The following is a 19,599-nucleotide window of genomic DNA, read 5'->3' on the forward strand; positions in this document are numbered from 1 at the left end:
GCCATGCTCGACCACACCACCAGGGTGCCGCGCTCGCAGGTCGTCCGGATCCTGCTCCTCACGGGGTTCGCGGTGGTCGCCGTCGCCATCGGCCGGGTCAGCGACGTCGGGACGACCCGGCTGCCGGAGGCGCAGGCCGTGCAGGTGCTCGACCTCACGGTGCAGGACCGCAGCGACGGCGCGGTGGCGCTGAGCGACGCCCGCGACGGCCGCCTCGTCGCCACCGTGCAGCCGGGCGAGGACGGGTTCCTGCGCGCCGCGCTGCGGGTCATGGCCCAGGCGCGCCTGCGCGAGGGCCTGCCGCGCGAGCCGCCCTTCCGGCTCACCCGCTGGGACAACGGCACGCTCTCGCTCGACGACCTCGCGTCGGGCCGGCGCATCAACCTCGAAGCCTTCGGGCCAACCAACGCGGCCGCCTTCGCACGGCTGCTCCAACAGGGGAGGGGTGCATGAGGAACCTGAGCTTCGGCGGACGACGCCGCATCGAGGTGCCCTGCACGGTGGAGATCGAGCAGACCGCCGAGTCGCTCCACGCCCACGTCACCCTCGACGGCGGGCTCGCCATCGAGCCGGGCGACGAGGTGACGGTGCACGATGCCCCGACCGAGGTGCCCTACGGCGAGCGCCTCGTGGTCCGGCGCACCGCCACGGTGGTGCGGGCGGGCGCCGTCGAGCGCCTGTGGACCCGCATCGCCGGCCACTTCGAGCTCACCGAACTCTACGAAGTCAGCTTCTCGGAAAGGACGAGGCTATGAGCGCGACCGCCCTCCCCACGCCGAACGAGAGCACCCGCTACGCCCAGGAGACCACCTTCCTGAGCCCGCGCTTCTACACCACCGATTTCGACGAGCTCGACCGCACCAACGTCGAGCCGGTGCGGGCCGAGTGGGACGTGCTGATCGCCGAGATGCGCGCCGACCCGAACAAGCGCCACTTCGTGCGCAACCACGAATTCGACCTCGACCTCTCGGGCCTCGACCCGGAGCTGCGCAAGGAATTCCTCGACTTCCTCGTCTCCTCGATCACCGCCGAGTTCTCGGGCTGCGTGCTCTACGCGGAGATGCGCAAGCGCGCCAAGAACAAGGACATCCGCGAGCTGTTCGGCTTCATGAGCCGCGACGAGGCCCGGCACGCCGGCTTCATCAACGACACGCTCAAGGATTTCGGGGTCGGGGTCGATCTCGGCTTCCTCACCAAGGCCAAGAAGTACACCTACTTCCGGCCGAAGTTCATCTTCTACGCCACCTACCTGTCGGAAAAGATCGGCTACGCTCGCTACATCACCATCTACCGCGAGCTGGAGCGCAAGCCCGAGAATCGCTTCCACCCGATCTTCAAGTGGTTCGAGAAGTGGTGCAACGACGAGTTCCGGCACGGTGAGGCGTTCGCGCTCCTGATGCGCGCCAACCCGAAGCTGCTCTCCGGGATCAATTATTACTGGATCAAGTTCTTCCTGCTCGCGGTCTTTTGCACCATGTACGTGCGCGACCATTGCCGGCCGGCCTTCCACAAGGCACTGGGGATCGATCCGACCGCCTACGACTTCACGGTCTTCGACATCACCTCGGAGATCTCCCGGCAGGTCTTCCCGCTCACCCTCGATCTCGACAACCCGGCCTTCAAGGCCGCCCTCGACCAGCTCCTGGTCTGCGCCCGGGGCATCGAGGAGGCGAAGGCCCGCGGCGGCCTCGCGGGCCGGCTCGCCCATGCGGGCCATGCCGCGCGGGCGGCCCTGACCTTCGGGCGGCTGATGCTGATGCCCGCCAAGGCCAACCCGATGCCCGCTCAGATCCGTCTCAGCCCCGCCTGGTAGCCCCTCGCCCATGTCGGACTACGCCGCGCCGATCCTCTACGCCGTCGTGATGTGGTGGTTCCTCACCGGGGTCATCCTCTGGCTGAACCACCGGCCGCGGCGCACCCATGCCTGGAGCTTCGGGGCGACGAGCCTCGCGCTCGGGGGCGCCCTGTGGGCGATCGCCTGGAGCGCCGGGGAGCCCAGCGAGGCGGGGGCCTACGCGGCCTTCACGGCCGCGCTGGTGGTCTGGGGCTGGCAGGAGATGGCCTTCTACATGGGCTACCTCGCCGGCCCGCGCCGGACCGCCGGCCTGCCCACGGCTCGCGGCCTCGCCCGGTTCGGGCAGGCGGCGGCCACCAACCTCTGGCACGAGGCGGCGATCATCCTGGGGGCGCTCGCCGTCGCGTGGCTCACCGAGGGGCGGCCGAACCGGATCGCCCTCTGGACCTACCTCGTGCTCTGGGGAATGAACCTCAGCGCCCGGCTCAACCTCTACCTCGGCGTGCGCAACCTCAACGCCGAGTTCCTGCCCGAGCACCTGCGCTACCTCGGCAGCTTCTTCCGGCGCGCGCCGATGAACGCGCTCTTTCCCGTCGCGATGGTTTTCGCGACCGGGGTGCTCCTGGTGCTGCTGCACCCGGCGGTCACCGAGAGCGCCTCCGCCTTCGCGCTCGCCGGCCACACCATGATGGCGACGCTGATGGCGCTCGCCATCCTCGAACACGGGTTCCTGATGCTGCCGCTGCCCTCCGCCGCCCTCTGGGGCTGGGGTCTGCCCTCTCGCCGGCCCGCCGGCGACACCGCCACCCGCGCGGCGTCCTGCGCCGCCCGAGACATCGTCTGAGCGGGCCGCAGAGCCCCGCCCCACCACAGGAAGGTGACGCGCCATGGACTACGAATCGTTCTTCGCCGCGCAGCTCCAGGGCCTTCACCGCGAAGGACGCTACCGGGTCTTCACCGATCTCGAACGGCAGGCCGGGCGCTTCCCCCACGCCACGCACCATTCTCCCGGCGGCCGGACCGAGGTCACGGTCTGGTGCTCGAACGACTATCTCGGCATGGGCCAGCACCCGACGGTGCTGCGGGCGATGCACGAGGCGCTCGACCGCTGCGGAGCGGGGGCGGGCGGCACCCGCAACATCTCGGGCACCAACCACTACCACGTGCTGCTGGAGCGCGAGCTCGCCGATCTCCACCACAAGGAGGCGGCGCTGCTCTTCACCTCCGGCTACGTCTCGAACTGGGCGGCGCTGGGCACGCTGGCCGCGAAACTGCCGGGCTGCGTGGTGTTTTCGGACGAGGACAACCACGCCTCGATGATCGAGGGCATCCGCGCCAGCCGCGCCGAGCGGCACATCTTCCGCCACAACGATCCGGAGGACCTGGAGCGCAAGCTGAGGCTGGTCGATCCGGCGCTGCCCAAGCTCGTCGCCTTCGAGTCGGTCTACTCGATGGACGGGGATATCGCGCCGATCGCCGAACTCTGCGACGTCGCCGAGGCGTACGGCGCCATGACCTACCTCGACGAGGTCCACGCGGTCGGCCTCTACGGGCCGCGCGGCGGTGGCATCGCCGAGCGCGAGGGGCTGATGCACCGCCTCACCGTGATCGAGGGCACGCTCGGCAAGGCCTTCGCGGTCTGCGGCGGCTACATCGCGGCCTCGTCGGCCCTGTGCGACTTCGTGCGCAGCTTCGCGTCGGGCTTCATCTTCACCACCTCGCTCCCGCCCGCGGTGGCGGCGGGCGCGGCGGCCTCGATCCGCCATCTCAAGGAGAGCAGCGCCGAGCGCGACCGCCACCAAGACCGCGTCGCGCAGGTCCGCCGCCGTCTCGCCGCGGCCGGCATCCCGCTTCTCGACAATCCGAGCCACATCGTCCCGGTGATGGTCGGCGATCCCGTCCTGTGCAAGCAGATCAGCGACATGCTGCTCGACGAGTTCGGCATCTACGTCCAGCCGATCAACTACCCCACCGTGCCGCGCGGCACCGAGCGCCTGCGCATCACCCCATCGCCGCTGCACAGCGATGCCGACATCGACCATCTGGTGGCGGCGTTGGGCGCGATCTGGGCGAGGATCGGGCTCGCGAAGGCGGCGTAGGCCGCGCCAAGGACGTCGCACTGCTAAGCGTGGGATCCCCTCTCCCGTGCGGGAGAGGGGTAGGGGTGAGGGTTCCGGGAGGGAGCCGGAGAAAGCTGCATGGTGCCCGCTACCAGCTCTGAGGTTGGTTGCTGAACCTGACGCGTTCCGCTCCCCACATGACGGCCTCAGCTTCACTGCGGCACCACCTGGACCCTCACCCCCGCCCCTCTCCCGCACGGGAGAGGGGGTGCTGTCCGCGTATCATTCCCAGCCCGCTGCGCCTGCGATGATGTCAGCCTACAAGGACACTTCAATCGTCAATTCTATTGGACATTTCCACCCTCCGGGTGAATGGTGATCCGGTTCCGGACGCCCGGCCCTGCTCGCTGAGGACCCGTCGTGGCGCTCACCCAATCGGCCCTGTCCCGGCGGGCCCTGAAGCCGGACCCGCTTCCCGAGACCCGGCCCCTGGCCGCGGCCGGCCCGTATCCGTTCGCCGCCATCGTCGGCCAGGACGAGATGCGCCGCGCCTTGCTGATCGCGGCCATCGATCCGTCGGTGGGCGGCGTGCTGGTCTTCGGGGATCGCGGCACCGGCAAGTCCACGGCCGTGCGGGCGCTCGCGGCGCTGCTGCCGCCGATGCGGGCGGTGGCGGGCTGCCCCTACGCCTGCGACCCGGCCGAGACGGCCGGGCTCTGCGCTGCCTGCCAGGCGCGCCTGCCCCACGGCCTGCCCGTTCAGGCAGTGCCGGTGCCGGTGGTCGACCTGCCGCTCGGCGCTACCGAGGACCGCGTGGTCGGGGCGCTAGATATCGGCCGCGCCCTCTCGGCGGGCGAGAAGGCGTTCGAGCCGGGCCTGCTCGCACGGGCCAACCGCGGCTTCCTCTACATCGACGAGGTCAACCTGCTGGAGGACCACCTCGTGGACCTCCTGCTCGACGTCGCCGCCTCGGGCGTCAACACGGTGGAGCGCGAGGGCCTGAGCGTGCGCCATCCGGCGCGCTTCGTCCTCGTCGGCAGCGGCAACCCGGAGGAGGGAGAATTGCGGCCGCAGCTCCTCGACCGGTTCGGCCTCGCGGTCGAGGTGACGACGCCGACCGATCTGCCGACCCGGATCGAGATCGTGCGCCGGCGCGACGCCTACGAGCGCGACCCGGCCGGGTTCGGCGGCACCTGGGCGGGCGAGGAGCGGTCCCTGCGCGAGACGATCCTGGCGGCGCGGAACCGGCTGGGTAGCGTCGCGGTGCCGGATGCGGCACTGGAGGCCGCCGCGCGCCTGTGCCTCGCGCTGGGCACCGACGGCCTGCGGGGCGAACTCACCCTGATGCGCGCCGCCCGGGCGCTGGCGAGCCTGGAGGGCGACCGGCGGGTGACCACCGCGCACCTGCGCGCCGTCGCGCCCGCCGCCTTGCGCCACCGCCTGCGCCGAAACCCGCTCGACGAGGCCGGGTCCACCGCCCGCGTCGCGCGCGCCGTCGATGAGATCCTGGGGTGAGCGCGCCGGCGGCCGAGACGGCCTGGTCGCGCGCCTGCCTCGCCGCCGCCCTGTTCGCCCTCGATCCGGCGGGCTGCGGCGGCGTTGTCGTGCGCGCCCGGCCGGGCCCGGCCCGGGACGCGTGGCTCGCCCGGCTGCGCGCGCTCTGGCCCGCCGCCGCCCCGATGCCGCGCCTGCCCGCCGGCATCGGCGACGAGAACCTGCTCGGCGGCCTCGATCTGCCCGCGACCCTGCGGACCGGGCGGGCGGTGCTGCGACCGGGCCTGCTGGCGCAGGCGGATGGCGGCGCGGTGATCGTGCCGATGGCCGAGCGGCTGCCCCCCGGCACGGCGTCGCGGATCGCGCAGGCGCTCGACACCGGGGAGGTCGGGATCGCCCGCGACGGCCTCGCCGCCCGGCTGCCGGCGCGCTGCGGCCTCGTGCTCCTCAACGAGAGCGAGGAGGCCGAGGAGGCCCTGCCCGCCGCCCTCGCCGACCGGGCCGCCCTCTGGCTCGACCTCGACGCGGTGCGCCTGCCCGACCTGACGGCGGCGCTCCCCGCCGCCGATCCCGCTGCGGCGCGCGTCCGCCTCGACCGCGTGGCCTGCGAGGCCGGGGCTGTCGACCTGCTCTGCCGGACGGCGCTCGCGCTCGGCATCGCCTCCCTGCGCGCGCCGCTGCTCGCGCTGCGCGTCGCGCGGCTGCATGCCGCGCTCGCCGGGCGCGACGCGGTCGCGCAAGAGGATCTCGCGGCCGCGGCCGCCCTGGTGCTCGCGCCGCGCGCGCTGCAGCGGCCCGCCGAGCCCGACATCCCTGACTCCGACCCGGCCGAACCGCCGCCCGACTCCGAGACGGAGCCGTCCGCGGGAGAGGGCAGCGCAGCGCAGGACCGCGTGCTCGCGGCCGCCGCGGCGGCGATCCCCCCGGGCCTCCTCGCCCGGCTGCTGACCGGGGCGGGTCCGCGCCCCCGCGCCCCCTCGGCCGGCCGGGCCGGGGCCGCGGCGGCGCAGCCGCGCCGCGGGCGGCCCGCCGGCGCGCGGCCGGGCGATCCCCGCCGCGGGCGCCTCGCCCTCGTCGAGACGCTGCGCGCCGCCGCGCCCTGGCAGCGGCTGCGCGGCTCCCCCGCCGGACGGGTGGTGGTGCGGCCCGAGGACGTGCGTATCCGCCGCCTCGTCCAGCGCACCGAGACCACGACCATCTTTGCGGTGGACGCCTCCGGCTCGGCCGCCCTGGAGCGCCTCGCGGAGGCCAAGGGCGCGGTCGAACTCCTCCTCGCCGAGTGCTACGTGCGGCGCGACCGCGTGGCGCTGATCGCCTTCCGAGGGCGCGAGGCCGACCTGCTCCTGCCGCCGACCCGGTCCCTGGTGCGGGCCAAGCGCGCGCTCGCCGGTCTGCCGGGGGGCGGGGGCACGCCGCTCGCCGCCGGCATCGACGCGGCGGCGGCCCTGGCGGAGGGCATCCGCCGCGGCGGGCGCACGCCGGTCGTGGTGCTGCTCACCGACGGGCGGGCGAACATCGCGCGTTCGGGCGCGCCGGGCCGGGCCGCGGCGGCCGCCGACGCGCTGGAGGCCGCCTGGGCGCTGGCGGCGCGCGGCACCCGCGCGCTCCTGATCGACACCGCCTTCCTGCCGCAGGAGGCGGCCGGCCGTCTCGCCGCCGCGATGGCGGCGCACTACCTCCCGATGCCTCAGGCCGATGCCGCGCGGCTCTCCCGGGCGGTGCGGCGCGAGACCGCCGCGCGAGGCTGATGCCCACCCGATGTTCCTGCAAGACGACAGGCCCGCCTTCGAGCGCGAGGGCCGCGACTGGCCGAACCGCGCCGCCAGCCGCTTCGTCGCGGCGGGCGGCCTGACGTGGCACGTGCAGGAGGCGGGCGAGGGGCCGGCGCTGCTGCTCGTGCACGGCACCGGTGCGGCGACGCATTCCTGGCGCGGGCTGCTGCCGCACCTCGCCGCGCGCTTCCGCGTCATCGCCCCCGATCTGCCGGGCCACGGCTTCAGTGATCCGCTGCGGACCCCCTCGCTGCCGCGCATAGCCAGCGCCCTGGCCGCCCTCCTCGGCGCCCTCGGCACCGCCCCGCAGGTCGTCGTCGGCCATTCCGCTGGGGCAGCGATCTTGGTCCGGCTCTGCCTCGACGGCACGCTGTCGCCCCGCCTCCTCGTCGGCCTCAACGCCGCGCTCAAGCCCTTTCCCGGCATGGCCGGGCTGATCTTTCCGGCGATGGCCCGGGCGCTCTTCCTCAACCCGGTCACGCCCCGGGTCTTCGCGTGGTCGGCCGACCGCAGCGCCGTCGAGCGGCTGATCCGCGGCACCGGCTCCACCCTCGACCGCCAGGGGCTCGATCTCTACCGGCGCCTGTTTCAGAAGCCCGGCCACATCGCCGGCGCGCTCGGCATGATGGCGAACTGGGACCTCGTCGACCTCGACCGCGACCTGCCGCGCCTCGCCGCCCCGGTGCTGCTCGTCGTCGGCGGAGAGGACCGAACCATCGCGCCAGAGATCTCGTTCCGCGTGGCCGAGCGCCTGGGAGCGCGCGCGCGGCTGGAGCTGCTGCGCGGCCTCGGCCATCTCGCCCACGAGGAGAAACCCGAGACCGTCGCCGCCCTGATCCTGGCGGCGGCCGCCCGCGAGGGCGTGACGGCGGCCTGAGCCCGGCCCGCTTTGCGCCCGGGACGCCTTCGCCTATGGTGCCGCCGCGAGGCCGGCGGGCCGTTCGGTGATCCTCGCCGGAGTCTGATCGGTTTGCCGCGTCTCGGAATCGGGATCACGACCTACAACCGCGCCGAGTCGCTGGCGCGGACGCTGGAGAGCGTGGCCCGGCACACGGCCGCGCCCCACGCGCTGTTCGTCGCCGACGACGGGTCGCGCGACGCCACCGCGGACCTCCTCCGCCGCCTCCGGGTGCCGCACGTGAGCGCGTCGAACCGGGGCGTGGCCTGGAACAAGAACCGGGTGCTCTTCCACCTGCACGAGGTCGCCCGCTGCGACGTCGCCGTCCTGCTGGAGGACGACACCGCGCCGGCCCGCGACGGCTGGGAAGCGCCCTGGATCGAGGCCGCCCGGCGCTGGGGCCACGCGAACTTCGCGGGCGACTGGTTCGCGGACCGCTTCGTCTCGGGCACGGGCACGCCGGAAGACCCGGTGCTCAGCCCCGACATCTCCGGGCAATGCGTGTCCTTCAGCCGGGCCGCGCTGCGGGCGGTCGGCTACATGGACACCCGCTTCGGCCGCTACGGCTACGAGCATTGCGACCATTCCGAGCGGATGCTGGCGGCCGGGTTCGGCGGCCGGGCCGCGGAGCCGCCGCTGTTCTACCTGCTGCGCAGCGATCTGGCGGTCGACGCCTCCGCGACGGGCGACTACCGCGACGAGATCGACCGCAACGCCCTGGTCTACCTGCAGGTCAAGCAGGGCCGGCGCGGCCACCGCTGGCCCTGGCGCACGATCGGCGAGATGGGCCGCTTCCTCGGCGAGATGCGCCGCGCGGAGCTCTACGATCCGCGGATGCAAGCCCGCCTCGCCCTGGCGCTCGCCCTCACGCCGGCCCGCAGCGGCGGGACCTGGGCCGCCGAGCGCCTGCGGGCAGGGCGCCCGCGCGGATCACATGCCGCGAGCTGGCCGGAAGCCTCGGGCCCGCGGCGCGACGCGCGCTAGCTCCGCCGGACGCGCGATGTTCCATATCGGCCAGGACGGCTGGCTCTTTCTCACCGGCGGCTCGAACGACGTCGTCGCCCAGTACGGCAACGGCCGCGCGATCTGGGCGCGGCTCCTGGCGTGGCGCCGCCTCGCCCTCGCCCGGGCGGCGCGGGCGGAGGCTCTGGGCGCGCGCTATCTGCACGTCGTCGTGCCGGAAAAGATCACGGTCTACGACCACAAGTTCGCGGGCCTGCGGGTGGACGTCCGCCGCTCACCCGCCCGGCGCCTCGCGCGCCTGCTCTCGCTGACCCCGGCCGGCCGCGCCATCGTGGTCGACCTCGTCGCGCCGATGCGGGCGCAGCGCGACGCGGCCGACCTCTACTACCGCACCGACACGCACTGGGCCTTCCCGGGCTACTTCCTCGCCTACCGGGAGATCTGCCGGGCCTGCGGCGGCGCCGCGCGGGAAAACTTCACCCTGCGCCCCTCCTACCTCTCGGCCGAGGTGATGGACATCGAAGCCAAGCTGCCCTTCCCGGAGCCCGAACGGGCGCGGCGCCACGTCCTGCAGCAGGATGCGGTGCGCGAGCCGGGCACGCTGGTGCGCGCCTACGAGGCCGCCGGGCGGGGCCTCGACCTGCATGTTGGCGCGCACGTCGTCTTTCGCAATCCGAGCCCGCAGGCCGACCCGCGCCGGGTGGTGCTGTTCGGCTCCTCCTGCTCGGGCCACGTCCACGGCATGCTGAGCGGGGCGCTGGCCGAGACCTTTCGCGAGCTGCACTTCGTCTGGTCGGCCAACATCGACTGGGCCTATGTCGAGGCGGTGCGGCCGGACCTCGTCCTGTTCGAGATCGCCGAGCGCTTCATGGCCCGGGTGCCCACCGACGATTTCTCCATCGAGGCCTTCGCGGCCGAGCGGATCCGGGCGCTGCGGGACGAAACCGTCTGAAGGCTCCTGCCGACGCCCCTTGCCACCCGGCGGGTCTGCGATGATAGTGTCAACTTATGTTGACACTCGACGATGTGCGGCCTCGGACCTCCCGGGCCCGCCGCAGGCCCCACGCGGTGGTGATCGGCAGCGGCTTCGGCGGCCTCGCGGCGGCCGTGCGGCTCGGCGCCCGGGGCTACCGCGTCACGGTGCTGGAACGCCTCGACCAGCCGGGCGGGCGCGCCCGGGTGCACCGGCAGGACGGCTTCACCTTCGATGCCGGTCCGACCATCGTCACCGCGCCGTTCCTGTTCGAGGAATTGTGGGACCTCTGCGGCCGGCGCCTCGCCGACGACGTCGCGCTCGTGCCGATGCGGCCCTTCTACCGCATCCGCTTCCACGACGGCGCCACCCTCGACGTGAGCGACGACGAGGCGGCCATGCTGGCGCAAGTCGCCCGCATCGCGCCCGACGAGGTGGAGGGCTACCGCCGCTTCATGGCCGCCTCGGCCGAGATCTGCCGCGTCGGCTTCGAGCAGCTCGGCCACGTGCCGTTCAGCGCCCCCTCCGACATGCTGCGCATCGCCCCCGACCTGCTGCGCCTCGGCGGCCATCGCAGCGTCTACGGGCTCGTCTCGCGCTTCTTCTGCGACGAGCGGCTGCGCACGGCCTTCAGCTTCCATCCCCTGCTGATCGGCGGCTCGCCCTTTCGGGCGAGCGCGATCTACTGCCTGATCGCCGCCCTCGAACGGCGCTGGGGCGTGCATTTCGCCATGGGCGGCACCGGCGCACTCGTGCGCGGGCTGGTGGACCTGATCGAGGGGCAGGGCGGGCACCTGCGATTGAACGCCGAGGTGGCGCGCATCACGGTCGCGAACGGCACCGCCCGCGGGGTGGTCCTGGCGGACGGCGAGTCCATCCCGGCCGACATCGTGGTCTCGAACGCCGATTCCGCCTGGACGGCGCTGCATCTTCTGCCCCCCGAGGCGAAGCCGCCCTGGAGCGACTGGCGGATGCGGCGGGCTCATTCCTCGATGGGCCTGTTCGTCTGGTACTTCGGCACGCGCCGGACCTACCCGGCGGTGGCGCACCACACGATCCTGCTCGGCCCGCGCTACCGCGGGCTGCTGGCCGACATCTTCGGCCGCAAGGTGCTGTCCGAGGATTTCAGCCTCTACCTTCACCGCCCCACTGCCACCGACCCGGGCCTCGCGCCGCCGGGTTGCGACGCCTTCTACGTGCTGAGCCCCGTGCCGAACCTCGACGGCGGGCAGGACTGGGCGGCCTTGGCCGAGCCCTACCGACGCCGGATCGCTGCGGCGCTGGAGGAGACGCTGCTGCCGGGGCTGTCCGAGGCGGTCGTGACCTCGCGGGTCACCACGCCCAACGACTTCCGCGACGACTTCCTCGCCTATCGCGGTTCGGGGTTCGGCCTCGAACCGATTCTCACCCAGAGCGCGTACTTCCGGCCGCACAACCGCAGCCCGGTGCGCCACCTCTACCTCGTCGGGGCCGGCACCCATCCGGGGGCCGGTCTGCCCGGCGTGCTCTCCTCCTCGAAGATCCTCGATCGGGTGGTGCCGGATGCTGCGCTCTTCGTCTGACCTGCCGCTCGCCGACGCCGCCGACCACGCCGCCTGCCGGGCGGCGATCCGGGCCGGCTCGCGCAGTTTCTACGCCGCCTCCTGGCTGCTGCCCGCGCCCGTGCGGCGCGACGCCTACGCCCTCTACGCCTTCTGCCGCCTCTCGGACGACGCGGTGGACACCGGCGCCCGGCGGGCGGACGCGGTGCCGATCCTGCGCGAGCGGCTCGCCCGCGCCTATGCGGGCCGGCCCTGGGACGCTCCCGCCGACCGGGCGCTGGCCGAAGTCGTGGCCCGCGTGGGCCTGCCCCTGGCCCTCCCGGCCGCCCTCCTCGACGGCCTCGCCTGGGACACCGAGGGCCGGCGCTACCCCGACCTGCCGGCGCTGCTCGCCTACGCGGCCCGCGTCGCCGGCTCGGTCGGCGCCATGATGACGGTCGTGATGGGGCAGCGCTCGCCCGAGGCCCTGGCGCGGGCCTGCGACCTCGGCATGGCGATGCAGCTCACCAACATCGCCCGGGACGTCGGCGAGGATGCGCGGGCCGGGCGCCTCTACCTGCCCGAGAGCTGGATGCGCGAGGCGGGCCTCGACCCCGACGCGTTCCTGGCCCACCCCCGTCCGAGTCCGGCGCTCGCCGCCGTGGTGGCGCGGCTCCTGCGCGCGGCAGATATGCTCTACCGGCGCTCGGAGCCCGGCATCGCCCTGCTGCCGGCCGGCTGCCGCCCGGCCGTGCGGGCGGCGCGGCTGATCTACGCCGAAATCGGCCGGTCGCTGGCGCGCCAGGACCTCGATCCCGTGTCGCAGCGCGCCCGGGTCACGGGGTCCCGCAAGGCAGCACTCCTCGCCCGCGCCGGCCTGCCTCTCGCCGCCGGTGGGGTGCCCTGGCCGCCGCTGCCCGAGGCGGCGTTCCTCGTCGAGGCCGTCACGGCCCTGCCGATTCCCGCCGCGGCACCTCTCCTGCCCTGGTGGGATCTGTCCACGCGCGCGGGACGGTTCCTCGACCTCATCGAGATCCTGCGCGAGCGCGAGAGCTGGCGGGATCCGGCCCCCTCATGAGCGAGGCCCTGTTCGCCTTCTTCGACATTGCCCTCTTCTTCGGCGCGGTGCTGGGTCTCGGCTTCTGGCAGCTCTGGATCCTGCGCCGTGACCGGCGGCGCGAGGCCGCCGCCCGGACCGCCGGCGACGCTTCCCGCGTGGGCGAAGGACCGCCCTCCGCGGGGTGAGGGGAACGGCTGACGGTGTCGGGACTGGGCGGGCTGTGGTGCAGCGGCAGGATCTGGCGCAGCGTCGCCACTTGTCCTGGGCGATCGCGGCCATGTCGCTGCACGCCTGCGCGCCGCACAGGCTGGCGGCCCGTGCGTTCAGCTGCACGTCGGTCAGCTGATGGCGGACGTTGCTGGCGCGGGGATCAGGCAGCACCGCAAACAGGGTGGCGAAGTCCGATATCGGCAGGTCTCCGGAGGCCGACCAGATCCCTTCCGGAGCTCCGGCTACACCGCCAAGCCATCCACCAACCCCTGTGCCGTAGCCCTGCCCGCACGGGCACGGCTGTCCGGGGAAAATCGATGGCGCGGGAACCCCTCTCCCGTGCGGGAGAGGGGCAGGGGTGAGGGTCCCGGGAGGGTGCCGCAAGATGACGCGACGCTGCCGCTACCAGCACCACGCTCCGAGCTTGAGCCTGACCCGTTATGCTCCCCTCACTACATTCCGTTTCTTACTGCGGCACCACCTGGACCCTCACCCCTACCCCTCCCCGCACGGGAGAGGGGATCCCGCGCCATCCTGGTCGGGGATTTTTCCCCGGACAGGCCTGTCGCACGGGGAAGGGGTTCCCCGCGCATCATCCGGTGAGGTGACGCTGCGCCCCTGATCGGGGCAGCGGCCGGGGCCATCCGCCCCCGGTCGGGGAGGCCGCGAAGCGGAGCGCTTCTGCGGACAGCCCTCGCCGGGCCGTCCTCAACCTGGGCTCACGCGCCCTCGAACCGCCCGCTCGCGTGGGCGAGCATCGTGTAGACCTTGCCGGTCTCCGAGGTCAGGTAGGCGTTCGCGCGCTTGGGATCCTTGTCGGCGCGCGACACGTCCCCGAGCAGGCGCTCGAACTCCCGCACGTAGCGGTCCACCGTGCGCCGGAACTCCGGCTCGGTCTGATAGCGGCGGCGGATCTCGTCGAAGGTCACCTGACCCTGCGCCGTGTAGATCCGCCGGCTGAACACGCCGGTCTCACCGCGGTGATAGCGCTCCCACAGCTCCACCGCCGCCGGGTGATCGATCATCCGGGCGATGTTGCCGGTGATCGTGTCGATCGCCCCGAGGCCGTCCGCCTGCGCCGCCCTGGGCGGGTCGGCCGCCTCGCTGGCGGATCCCGGCTCCTCCTGCGAGGCGCGGTTCAGGAGATCGGACAGCCAGCCGGCCCCGCCAGCCTTCGGCATGGCGGGCCGCGGCGCGGCGGGTTTCGCCGCGACGGGCTTGGCCGGCTCCGCTGGACCGGGGGCCGGACGCGGTGCCGGACGGCTGGGGATCGTGGGCGGCACCGCGGCGGCCGGAGCGGCCGGAGTCGCCGGCCGGGCGGCCTCCGCGGGCGGGGCAACCGCCCGGCGTGCCTCCACGAATGCGCCCGCGCCGGCCGCCGCCGCCTTCGGGGCGGCGACGTCCACGCTGCGGCCGGAGCGCGCCACCAGGGCCGACAGCTCGTTGAGGGCGCTGATCTGCTCGGCCACCACGCGGCGCATCTCGCCGGTCGCGTCCTGGGTCTCCTGCGGGATCGACGCCACCCCGCGCTGGAGGTCGCCGCGGATCTCCTCGAGGGTGCCGCGGATGTCGGCGGCCATGCCGCGCAGCGAGTCCACCGTCTCCTGGAACCGGCCCGTGGCATCGCCGAGCGCGCCCTTCAGCTCGCCCGAGGCCCCGGTCACGGCCGTGCGGACCGTGTCGGCGGCGCGGGCGCCCTCCTGGTCGGCGCCGGCGCGCAGCCGCTCGAAGGCCTCGTTCAGAGCTTCACCGGCCTTCCGGGCGCTCTCGCCGAGCGCGCCGCTGAGCGCCTGCGTACGCGCCTCGATCCCCCGCAGGGTCTCGTCCAGGCGCCCGCCGAGCCCGTCGCTCGCCGCCGACAGCGCGGCGGACCGCTCGTCGATGCGCCCGAGCAGGTCCTCGATCGCGCCGCGGCGCTCGGCGAGCGCGGCGGCCATCCGGCCCTCGGCGCCCTCCAGGGTCCCGGCCGCATCGGTCAGCACCGCGAGGTGCTGGCGCGTCGTGTCGGAGAGTGCCCGGCCGCGGGCATCGAGCGAGGTGGCGAGGCTCGCGGCCTGCCGCAGCGCGCCCGTCGCGGCGCCCTGCAGCGCCTCGACCTGCCCGGCGAGCTGGTCGGAGGCGCGGCCGGTCTCGCCCGCCACTTCGGCGATCGCCGCCTGGATCTGCTGGATGCGCGACGCGAGCCCCTCCTCGATCGCCGCGAGGTTGTCGCCGGTGCTGCCCAGCAGATCCTGCAGGCCGTGGCAGGCGCGCTCGACCCGCTCCAGCAGGACGCCGAGGTCGCCGCCGAGCTGGGTGTTGATCTGCGTGAGGGCGGCCACCGCCCGGGCGGCGCCCCGGTCGGCCGCCGCGCCGAGTTCCTCGGCGGTCCGCGCCGCCACGGCGGCGAGGTCCTGGGTGCTGCGGCGCAGCCCGTCGATGAGCGGGCCGACCCCGTTGCTCAGGACCTGCTCCAGGGCCTGCGAGCGCTCGCCGAGCGTCGTCACGAGGGCGGTGCCGGGTCCCTCCACCACCGCCCGGAGGGACGCCACCTGCCGGTCGAGCCCATCCACCACGGTGCCGCCGCTGGATTCGAGGCTGGCGACCAGGGCGGTGCCACGCTGGTCGATCGCGTCGTTCAGGCGGCGCGCCGTGTCGTCGAGCGAGCCGACAAGGTCGCGGCCGCGTCCGTCGATGAGCTGGGACAGTTCGCCCATGCGCTCCCCGAGGGTGCGGGCGAGGTCGGCGCCGGGCCCGTCGAGCGCCCCGGCGAGCGAGCGCGCCGTCTGGGCGAGGTCGCGGGCCAGCGTCGCGCTGCGCTGGTCGAGCACCGAGGCCAGTGCGGCGGCCCGCCGGTCGAAGCCGGTGGTGAGCACCTCGTTGCGCTCGTCGAGCGTGGTCTGAAGCACCGCCATGCGCTCGTCGAGCGCGCCCGTGAGCGCGGCGGTGCGGGCATCCACCAGCGCCGCATAGGCGTCGCTGCGGTCGTCGAAGGCGTCCGCCAGCGCTTCGCCGCGGGCCGCCACCAGGGCCGCGAAGGCCCGCATGCGCCCGTCGATCCGCGCCGTGAAGGCGGCGCTTCGCTCGTCCACCGCGCCCGACAGGGCCTCGCTGCGCTCCTGCATGAGCGTCGCGAGCGCTTGGCCGCGATCCTCCACCAGGGCCGCGAAGGCCTCCGCCCGCGCCTCGACCGTGCCGCCCAGCGCATCGATCTGCGCCTCCAGCCGCGTGGCGAGATCCTGGCCGCGGGCGTCGAGCGTGCGACCGAATTCCTCGATCCGGCCGTCGATGAGGCCGGTGACGGTGGCGTTGCGCTGGTCGACCACCTGCGCGAGTTCGGCGATCCGGGCCTGGAGCTGGGTGCCCAGCGCCCCGCCGCGGGTCTCGATCAGGCGCAGGAAGTCGGCGGCGCGGCCGTCGAACAGGTCGGCCAGCGCCTCGGTGCTGCGCGCGACGGCGTCCGAGAGCGCGGCGACGCGGTCCTGCATCTGCCGGGCGGCGGCATCGCCCTCGCCCATCACGTCGGCCAGCACCTGAGCGCGGCTGGCGAGCAGGGCGGCCAGGGACTCGCCGCGCGCGTCGAGCGCGCCCGAGAGGACCTGGGTGCGCTCGTCGAGGAGGTCGGCGAGTGCGGTGGTGCGCACGCTCATCTCGCGGGCGAGCGCCGTCTGGCGCGCATCGAGGAGGGCGGTGATCGCCCGCTCGTTCTGCTCCAGCACCTCCTTCAGCGTCGCGCCGCCGTCGAGGGCCTGCACGAGCGCCGCGCGATGATTTTCCACGAGGCCGCCGAAGGCCTGGGCACGCAGCTCGATCGCCGTGCCGAGGTCGTCGATCCGCTCCGCGAGGTGCTGCGCCAGCGCCTCGGTCCGATCGTCGACCGTGCGGGCGAAGGCGTCGGTGCGCCCGTCCACCAAGACGGCGAGGGCGTTCGCACGCTCCTCCACCATCTCGGCGAAGGCCGTGCCGCGCCGCTCCACCAGCAGGTCGAGGGCGGCGAGGCGCTTGTCGAACAGCGAGCCGAGCGCGCGGGTGCGCTCGTCCACCGCGCCGGTGAGGCCGCCGACCTGCGCCTCCAGCTCTTCCACGAGGCCGCGCCCGCGCTCGGCGAGCAGGCCCTGCAGGGCGCCGACGCGCTCGTCCAGCACCGTGCGCAGCACGGTCGACTGGCCGTCGAGGAGGCCGCGCATCTCGGCGGCGCGCTCGTCCAGCAGGGCGTGCATCGCCTGCACCCGGTCGTCGAAGCTGCCGCGCAGGGTCTGGGCCTGCCCGTCGAGGAGGGCGTGGATCGTCGCCGCCTGCTCGTCCACGAGGGCCGCGAGCGCCCTGAGCCGCTGCTCGAACACGCCGTCGACCGCGGCGGTGCGCTCGTCGAGGAGCGTCGTGAGGGCGGTGGTGCGCTCGGAGGCCCCGGCCGCGAGCCGGGCCGTGCCGGCATCGAGCACCCGGTCCGCCTCCGCGGTCGCCTCCTGCAGGCGCCCGACGATGGTCTCGCCCCGGCGCTCCAAGAGCTCGGCCAGGGACGTCCCGCCCCGGTCGAGCAGGCGCGCGAGATCGGTGACGCGCTGTCCCACGGTGACGAACATCGCCTGCCCGCGGGCATCGAGCTCGGCCGCCATCGCGGCGGTGCGCTCCTCGACGAGACGGCCGAGGGTGTCGGCCCGGCCCTCGAAGGCGGCGCGGATCGCCTCGGCGTGGCTGCCGAGGTCGCGGGTCGCCGCCTCGCCATGCGTCTCCACGAAGCTCACGAGCTCGCGGGTGCGGCCGGCCAGCTCCTCGTCGATGGCGCGGGTGCGCTCCTCGATCCGGACGAGCATCTCCCGGGCCTGGGACCCGAAGGTCTCCTCGATCAGGCGGCTGCGCTCCGCGAGCGCCTCCGCGACGCCCTCCAGGCGCACCAGCACGCGCTCGTCGAAGCGGGCGGCGCTCGCGTCGAGGTGGTCGGCGAGCTCGTCGGTGCGGCGGCCGAAGGTGCTGCCGATCTCGCCGGCCTTGGCGGTCAGCGCGTCGCTCATCGCCAGGCCCTGGGCGCCGAGCGCCCGGCCGAGCTCGTCGGCGCGGGCATCGAGGGCCTGCGTCACCTCGCGTCCGCCCTCGGCCATGGCCCGGGCGATCTCGCCCGCGCGCACGATCAGGGCCTCGTTGAGGGCGGTGGCGCGGGCGCCGAGGTTGCGGTCGATGCTCTCCACCAGGGTGCCGAAGCTCGCGGTGATCTCGGCGCTGCGCTTGGCGGAATGGTCCTCCAGGGCGCCGAGCTGGATCTCCACCGCCTCGCGGGCCTCGCGGGTGCGGTCCGCGATGGTCTCGGCCACCGCGCGGCCCTGGACCGTGATGACCCGGTCGATCTCCTCGAGCTGCGTCGTCACCGTGTCGGTGAGCGCGCCGGTGTCGCGGGAGATCCGCTCGGCCAGGATGTCGCCGCGGGCGATCGCGTCCTGCAGCGCGGCGAGACGGTTCGTCAGCACCGCGTCGATGGTTCGGCCGCTGGTCTCGGCGGCGCTGGTCAGGCCCTCGCTCGTCTGCATCAAGGCATCGTTGACCCGCGCGCCCTGGTGGGCCACCGCCAGGACGATGTCGCGGCCGACCGTGGCGAGGCGCGTGCGGGTGTCGTCGGCGTGCTGGTCGATCAGGCTGGTCAGCTCGCGGCCGTGCCCCTCGAAGGCGGTCGCGACCGTGGTCAGGCGAGTGGCGAGGTTCCCCTCGATGCCCTCCGCCGAGCGGGCCAGGATGGCGGATGCCTCCTCGGCCCGGGCCGCCAGGGTTTCGAGGGAGGCGCGCAGGGCCGCGTCCGCGTCGCCCGTGCGGGCACCGAGCCGCTCGCCGGCCTCCTCGGCCGCGTGGAGCAGCGCGGTGCTGGCCTCGACGCTGTGCCGGTCGATGCGGCCGGCCGCCGCCTCCGCGGCCTCGCCGATAGCCGCGGCCACCGCCTCGGCCCGGGCCGCCACGGCGTCGAGCGAGCGGCGCAGCGCCTCGTCGGCCGCGCCGGTCTGGTCCCCGATGCGGCCGGCGACTGCCTCGGCGGCCTGCGCGAAGGTGGAGGCGAGGCCCGCCAGACGCCCGTCGAGCGTGCCGGTCGCGGTGTCCGCCGAGCGCACGATGGCCGTCGAGGCCTCGTCGGCCCGCGCGGCGAGGGAGTCCAGCGCGAGGCGCAGCGTCTCGTCGGCCTCGCCCATGCGGGAGCCGATGCGGGAGCAGGCCTCCTCGGTCGCCGCCAGGAAGGCCGCCGCCGCCCCGGCGGTGCGCACGTCGAGGGCGCCCGTCGCGTCCTCGGCGACCTGCGCCACCGTGTTCGTCGCCGCCTCGATCCGGGCCGCGAAGCCCGTGAGCAGCGTGCGCAGCGCCTCGTCGGTGCCACCCACCCGCTCGCCGATCAGGCGGACGCTCTCGTCGGCCGCGCCCAGGAAGCGCAGGGCCGCCTCGTCGCTGCGGGCCTGGAGCGCCGCGCCGGCCTCCTCGGCGCTCTGCCGGAAGAGCTCGACGCTCTCGGCGGTGCGGGCGCCGACCGCGCCGGTGGCGGCCTCGGCCGCGCGGCGCAGCACGTCGGCCATCTCGGCGGCGCGCGCGCCGATCTCGCCGGTCGCGGCCTCGGCGGCCTGCCGGAAAAGATCGGCGGCCTCCGCCGAGCGGGTGCCGAGATCCGTCCCGGTCGCCTCCAGGGTCCGGCGGAAGATGTGCGCGGATTCGACCGTGCGGGTCCCGAGCGCGCCCGTCGCAGCGTCGGCGGCGGCGCGGATGGCCTCGACGGCCCGTGCGGCGCGCCCGTCGAGTTCGACCGCCGCCTCCTCCAGGGCGCGGCGGAACGCGGCGGCGGCGCTGTCGCCCGAGAGGGTCGCGGCCTGCGTCCCCTCGTCGGCCGCCTGGCGGAAGGCGGCCGCGGG

Annotated in this window: 14 protein-coding genes; 13 read left to right on the plus strand and 1 reads right to left on the minus strand. The window is 74.5% G+C overall.

Annotated elements, in window-relative coordinates:
- The first annotated feature begins 3 nt into the window (after positions 1-3).
- The 13 genes from puhC to ACKUB9_RS13215 all read left to right on the plus strand — a co-directional run bounded on the left by puhC (position 4) and on the right by ACKUB9_RS13215 (position 12,720).
- A complete protein-coding gene (gene puhC / locus ACKUB9_RS13155; RefSeq protein ID WP_407522617.1) occupies positions 4-453 on the plus strand; it encodes a photosynthetic complex assembly protein PuhC in 450 nt (149 codons plus the stop codon).
- Positions 450-755: a hypothetical protein gene (locus ACKUB9_RS13160; RefSeq protein ID WP_407522620.1), complete on the plus strand. Its 306-nt coding sequence runs from the start codon at positions 450-452 to the stop codon at positions 753-755. Before puhC ends, ACKUB9_RS13160 begins: the two co-directional genes overlap by 4 nt.
- Entirely contained in the window at positions 752-1,813 is a 1,062-nt protein-coding gene (gene acsF, locus ACKUB9_RS13165) for a magnesium-protoporphyrin IX monomethyl ester (oxidative) cyclase (protein ID WP_407522622.1), read from the plus strand. Before ACKUB9_RS13160 ends, acsF begins: the two co-directional genes overlap by 4 nt.
- Before the next feature lie 10 nt (positions 1,814-1,823).
- Positions 1,824-2,639: a putative photosynthetic complex assembly protein PuhE gene (gene puhE / locus ACKUB9_RS13170; RefSeq protein WP_407522624.1), complete on the plus strand. Its 816-nt coding sequence runs from the start codon at positions 1,824-1,826 to the stop codon at positions 2,637-2,639.
- Between the two features lie 43 nt (positions 2,640-2,682).
- Positions 2,683-3,894, plus strand: a complete 1,212-nt coding sequence (gene hemA, locus ACKUB9_RS13175; protein ID WP_407522626.1) for a 5-aminolevulinate synthase — start codon at positions 2,683-2,685, stop codon at positions 3,892-3,894.
- Between the two features lie 501 nt (positions 3,895-4,395).
- Positions 4,396-5,370 (plus strand): magnesium chelatase ATPase subunit I, encoded by a 975-nt coding sequence (gene bchI / locus ACKUB9_RS13180; protein WP_407522757.1) that lies wholly within the window; start codon positions 4,396-4,398, stop codon positions 5,368-5,370.
- Positions 5,367-7,097: a magnesium chelatase subunit D gene (locus tag ACKUB9_RS13185; RefSeq protein WP_407522628.1), complete on the plus strand. Its 1,731-nt coding sequence runs from the start codon at positions 5,367-5,369 to the stop codon at positions 7,095-7,097. The genes bchI and ACKUB9_RS13185 overlap by 4 nt, the downstream gene beginning before the upstream one ends.
- Positions 7,098-7,107: 10 nt before the next feature.
- Positions 7,108-7,998 carry an alpha/beta fold hydrolase BchO gene (gene bchO, locus ACKUB9_RS13190; RefSeq protein ID WP_407522630.1) on the plus strand — a complete coding sequence of 297 codons (891 nt, stop codon included), beginning with the start codon at positions 7,108-7,110 and terminating at the stop codon, positions 7,996-7,998.
- A gap of 93 nt (positions 7,999-8,091) precedes the next feature.
- Positions 8,092-9,003 carry a glycosyltransferase family 2 protein gene (locus ACKUB9_RS13195; RefSeq protein WP_407522632.1) on the plus strand — a complete coding sequence of 304 codons (912 nt, stop codon included), beginning with the start codon at positions 8,092-8,094 and terminating at the stop codon, positions 9,001-9,003.
- A gap of 16 nt (positions 9,004-9,019) precedes the next feature.
- Positions 9,020-9,934: an alginate O-acetyltransferase AlgX-related protein gene (locus tag ACKUB9_RS13200; protein WP_407522634.1), complete on the plus strand. Its 915-nt coding sequence runs from the start codon at positions 9,020-9,022 to the stop codon at positions 9,932-9,934.
- Positions 9,935-9,990: 56 nt separating this feature from the next.
- Positions 9,991-11,517 (plus strand): phytoene desaturase, encoded by a 1,527-nt coding sequence (locus tag ACKUB9_RS13205; RefSeq protein WP_407522636.1) that lies wholly within the window; start codon positions 9,991-9,993, stop codon positions 11,515-11,517.
- Complete coding sequence (locus ACKUB9_RS13210; RefSeq protein WP_407522638.1) at positions 11,498-12,553, plus strand: phytoene/squalene synthase family protein; 1,056 nt, start codon at positions 11,498-11,500, stop codon at positions 12,551-12,553. The genes ACKUB9_RS13205 and ACKUB9_RS13210 overlap by 20 nt, the downstream gene beginning before the upstream one ends.
- Entirely contained in the window at positions 12,550-12,720 is a 171-nt protein-coding gene (locus tag ACKUB9_RS13215) for a hypothetical protein (RefSeq protein WP_407522640.1), read from the plus strand. Before ACKUB9_RS13210 ends, ACKUB9_RS13215 begins: the two co-directional genes overlap by 4 nt.
- A 744-nt stretch (positions 12,721-13,464) precedes the next feature.
- On the opposite strand, the gene ACKUB9_RS13220 is transcribed toward ACKUB9_RS13215, so the two are convergent.
- The coding region (locus tag ACKUB9_RS13220) for an apolipoprotein A-IV repeat region-like domain-containing protein (protein ID WP_407522642.1) at positions 13,465-19,599 on the minus strand (6,135 nt) is incomplete at its 5' end.

This window comes from Methylobacterium oryzisoli, from assembly GCF_046557895.1.
In the GTDB taxonomy this organism is placed as follows: domain Bacteria; phylum Pseudomonadota; class Alphaproteobacteria; order Rhizobiales; family Beijerinckiaceae; genus Methylobacterium; species Methylobacterium oryzisoli.

What these genes read in the sequence shown, in the direction of transcription:
- puhC (WP_407522617.1), top strand. Translation starts at nt 4, where the DNA reads ATGCTCGACCACACCACCAGGGTGCCGCGCTCGCAGGTCGTCCGGATC.
- ACKUB9_RS13160 (WP_407522620.1), top strand. Translation starts at nt 450, where the DNA reads ATGAGGAACCTGAGCTTCGGCGGACGACGCCGCATCGAGGTGCCCTGC.
- acsF (WP_407522622.1), top strand. Translation starts at nt 752, where the DNA reads ATGAGCGCGACCGCCCTCCCCACGCCGAACGAGAGCACCCGCTACGCC.
- puhE (WP_407522624.1), top strand. Translation starts at nt 1,824, where the DNA reads ATGTCGGACTACGCCGCGCCGATCCTCTACGCCGTCGTGATGTGGTGG.
- hemA (WP_407522626.1), top strand. Translation starts at nt 2,683, where the DNA reads ATGGACTACGAATCGTTCTTCGCCGCGCAGCTCCAGGGCCTTCACCGC.
- bchI (WP_407522757.1), top strand. Translation starts at nt 4,396, where the DNA reads ATGCGCCGCGCCTTGCTGATCGCGGCCATCGATCCGTCGGTGGGCGGC.
- bchO (WP_407522630.1), top strand. Translation starts at nt 7,108, where the DNA reads ATGTTCCTGCAAGACGACAGGCCCGCCTTCGAGCGCGAGGGCCGCGAC.
- ACKUB9_RS13200 (WP_407522634.1), top strand. Translation starts at nt 9,020, where the DNA reads ATGTTCCATATCGGCCAGGACGGCTGGCTCTTTCTCACCGGCGGCTCG.
- ACKUB9_RS13205 (WP_407522636.1), top strand. Translation starts at nt 9,991, where the DNA reads ATGTTGACACTCGACGATGTGCGGCCTCGGACCTCCCGGGCCCGCCGC.
- ACKUB9_RS13210 (WP_407522638.1), top strand. Translation starts at nt 11,498, where the DNA reads ATGCTGCGCTCTTCGTCTGACCTGCCGCTCGCCGACGCCGCCGACCAC.
- ACKUB9_RS13215 (WP_407522640.1), top strand. Translation starts at nt 12,550, where the DNA reads ATGAGCGAGGCCCTGTTCGCCTTCTTCGACATTGCCCTCTTCTTCGGC.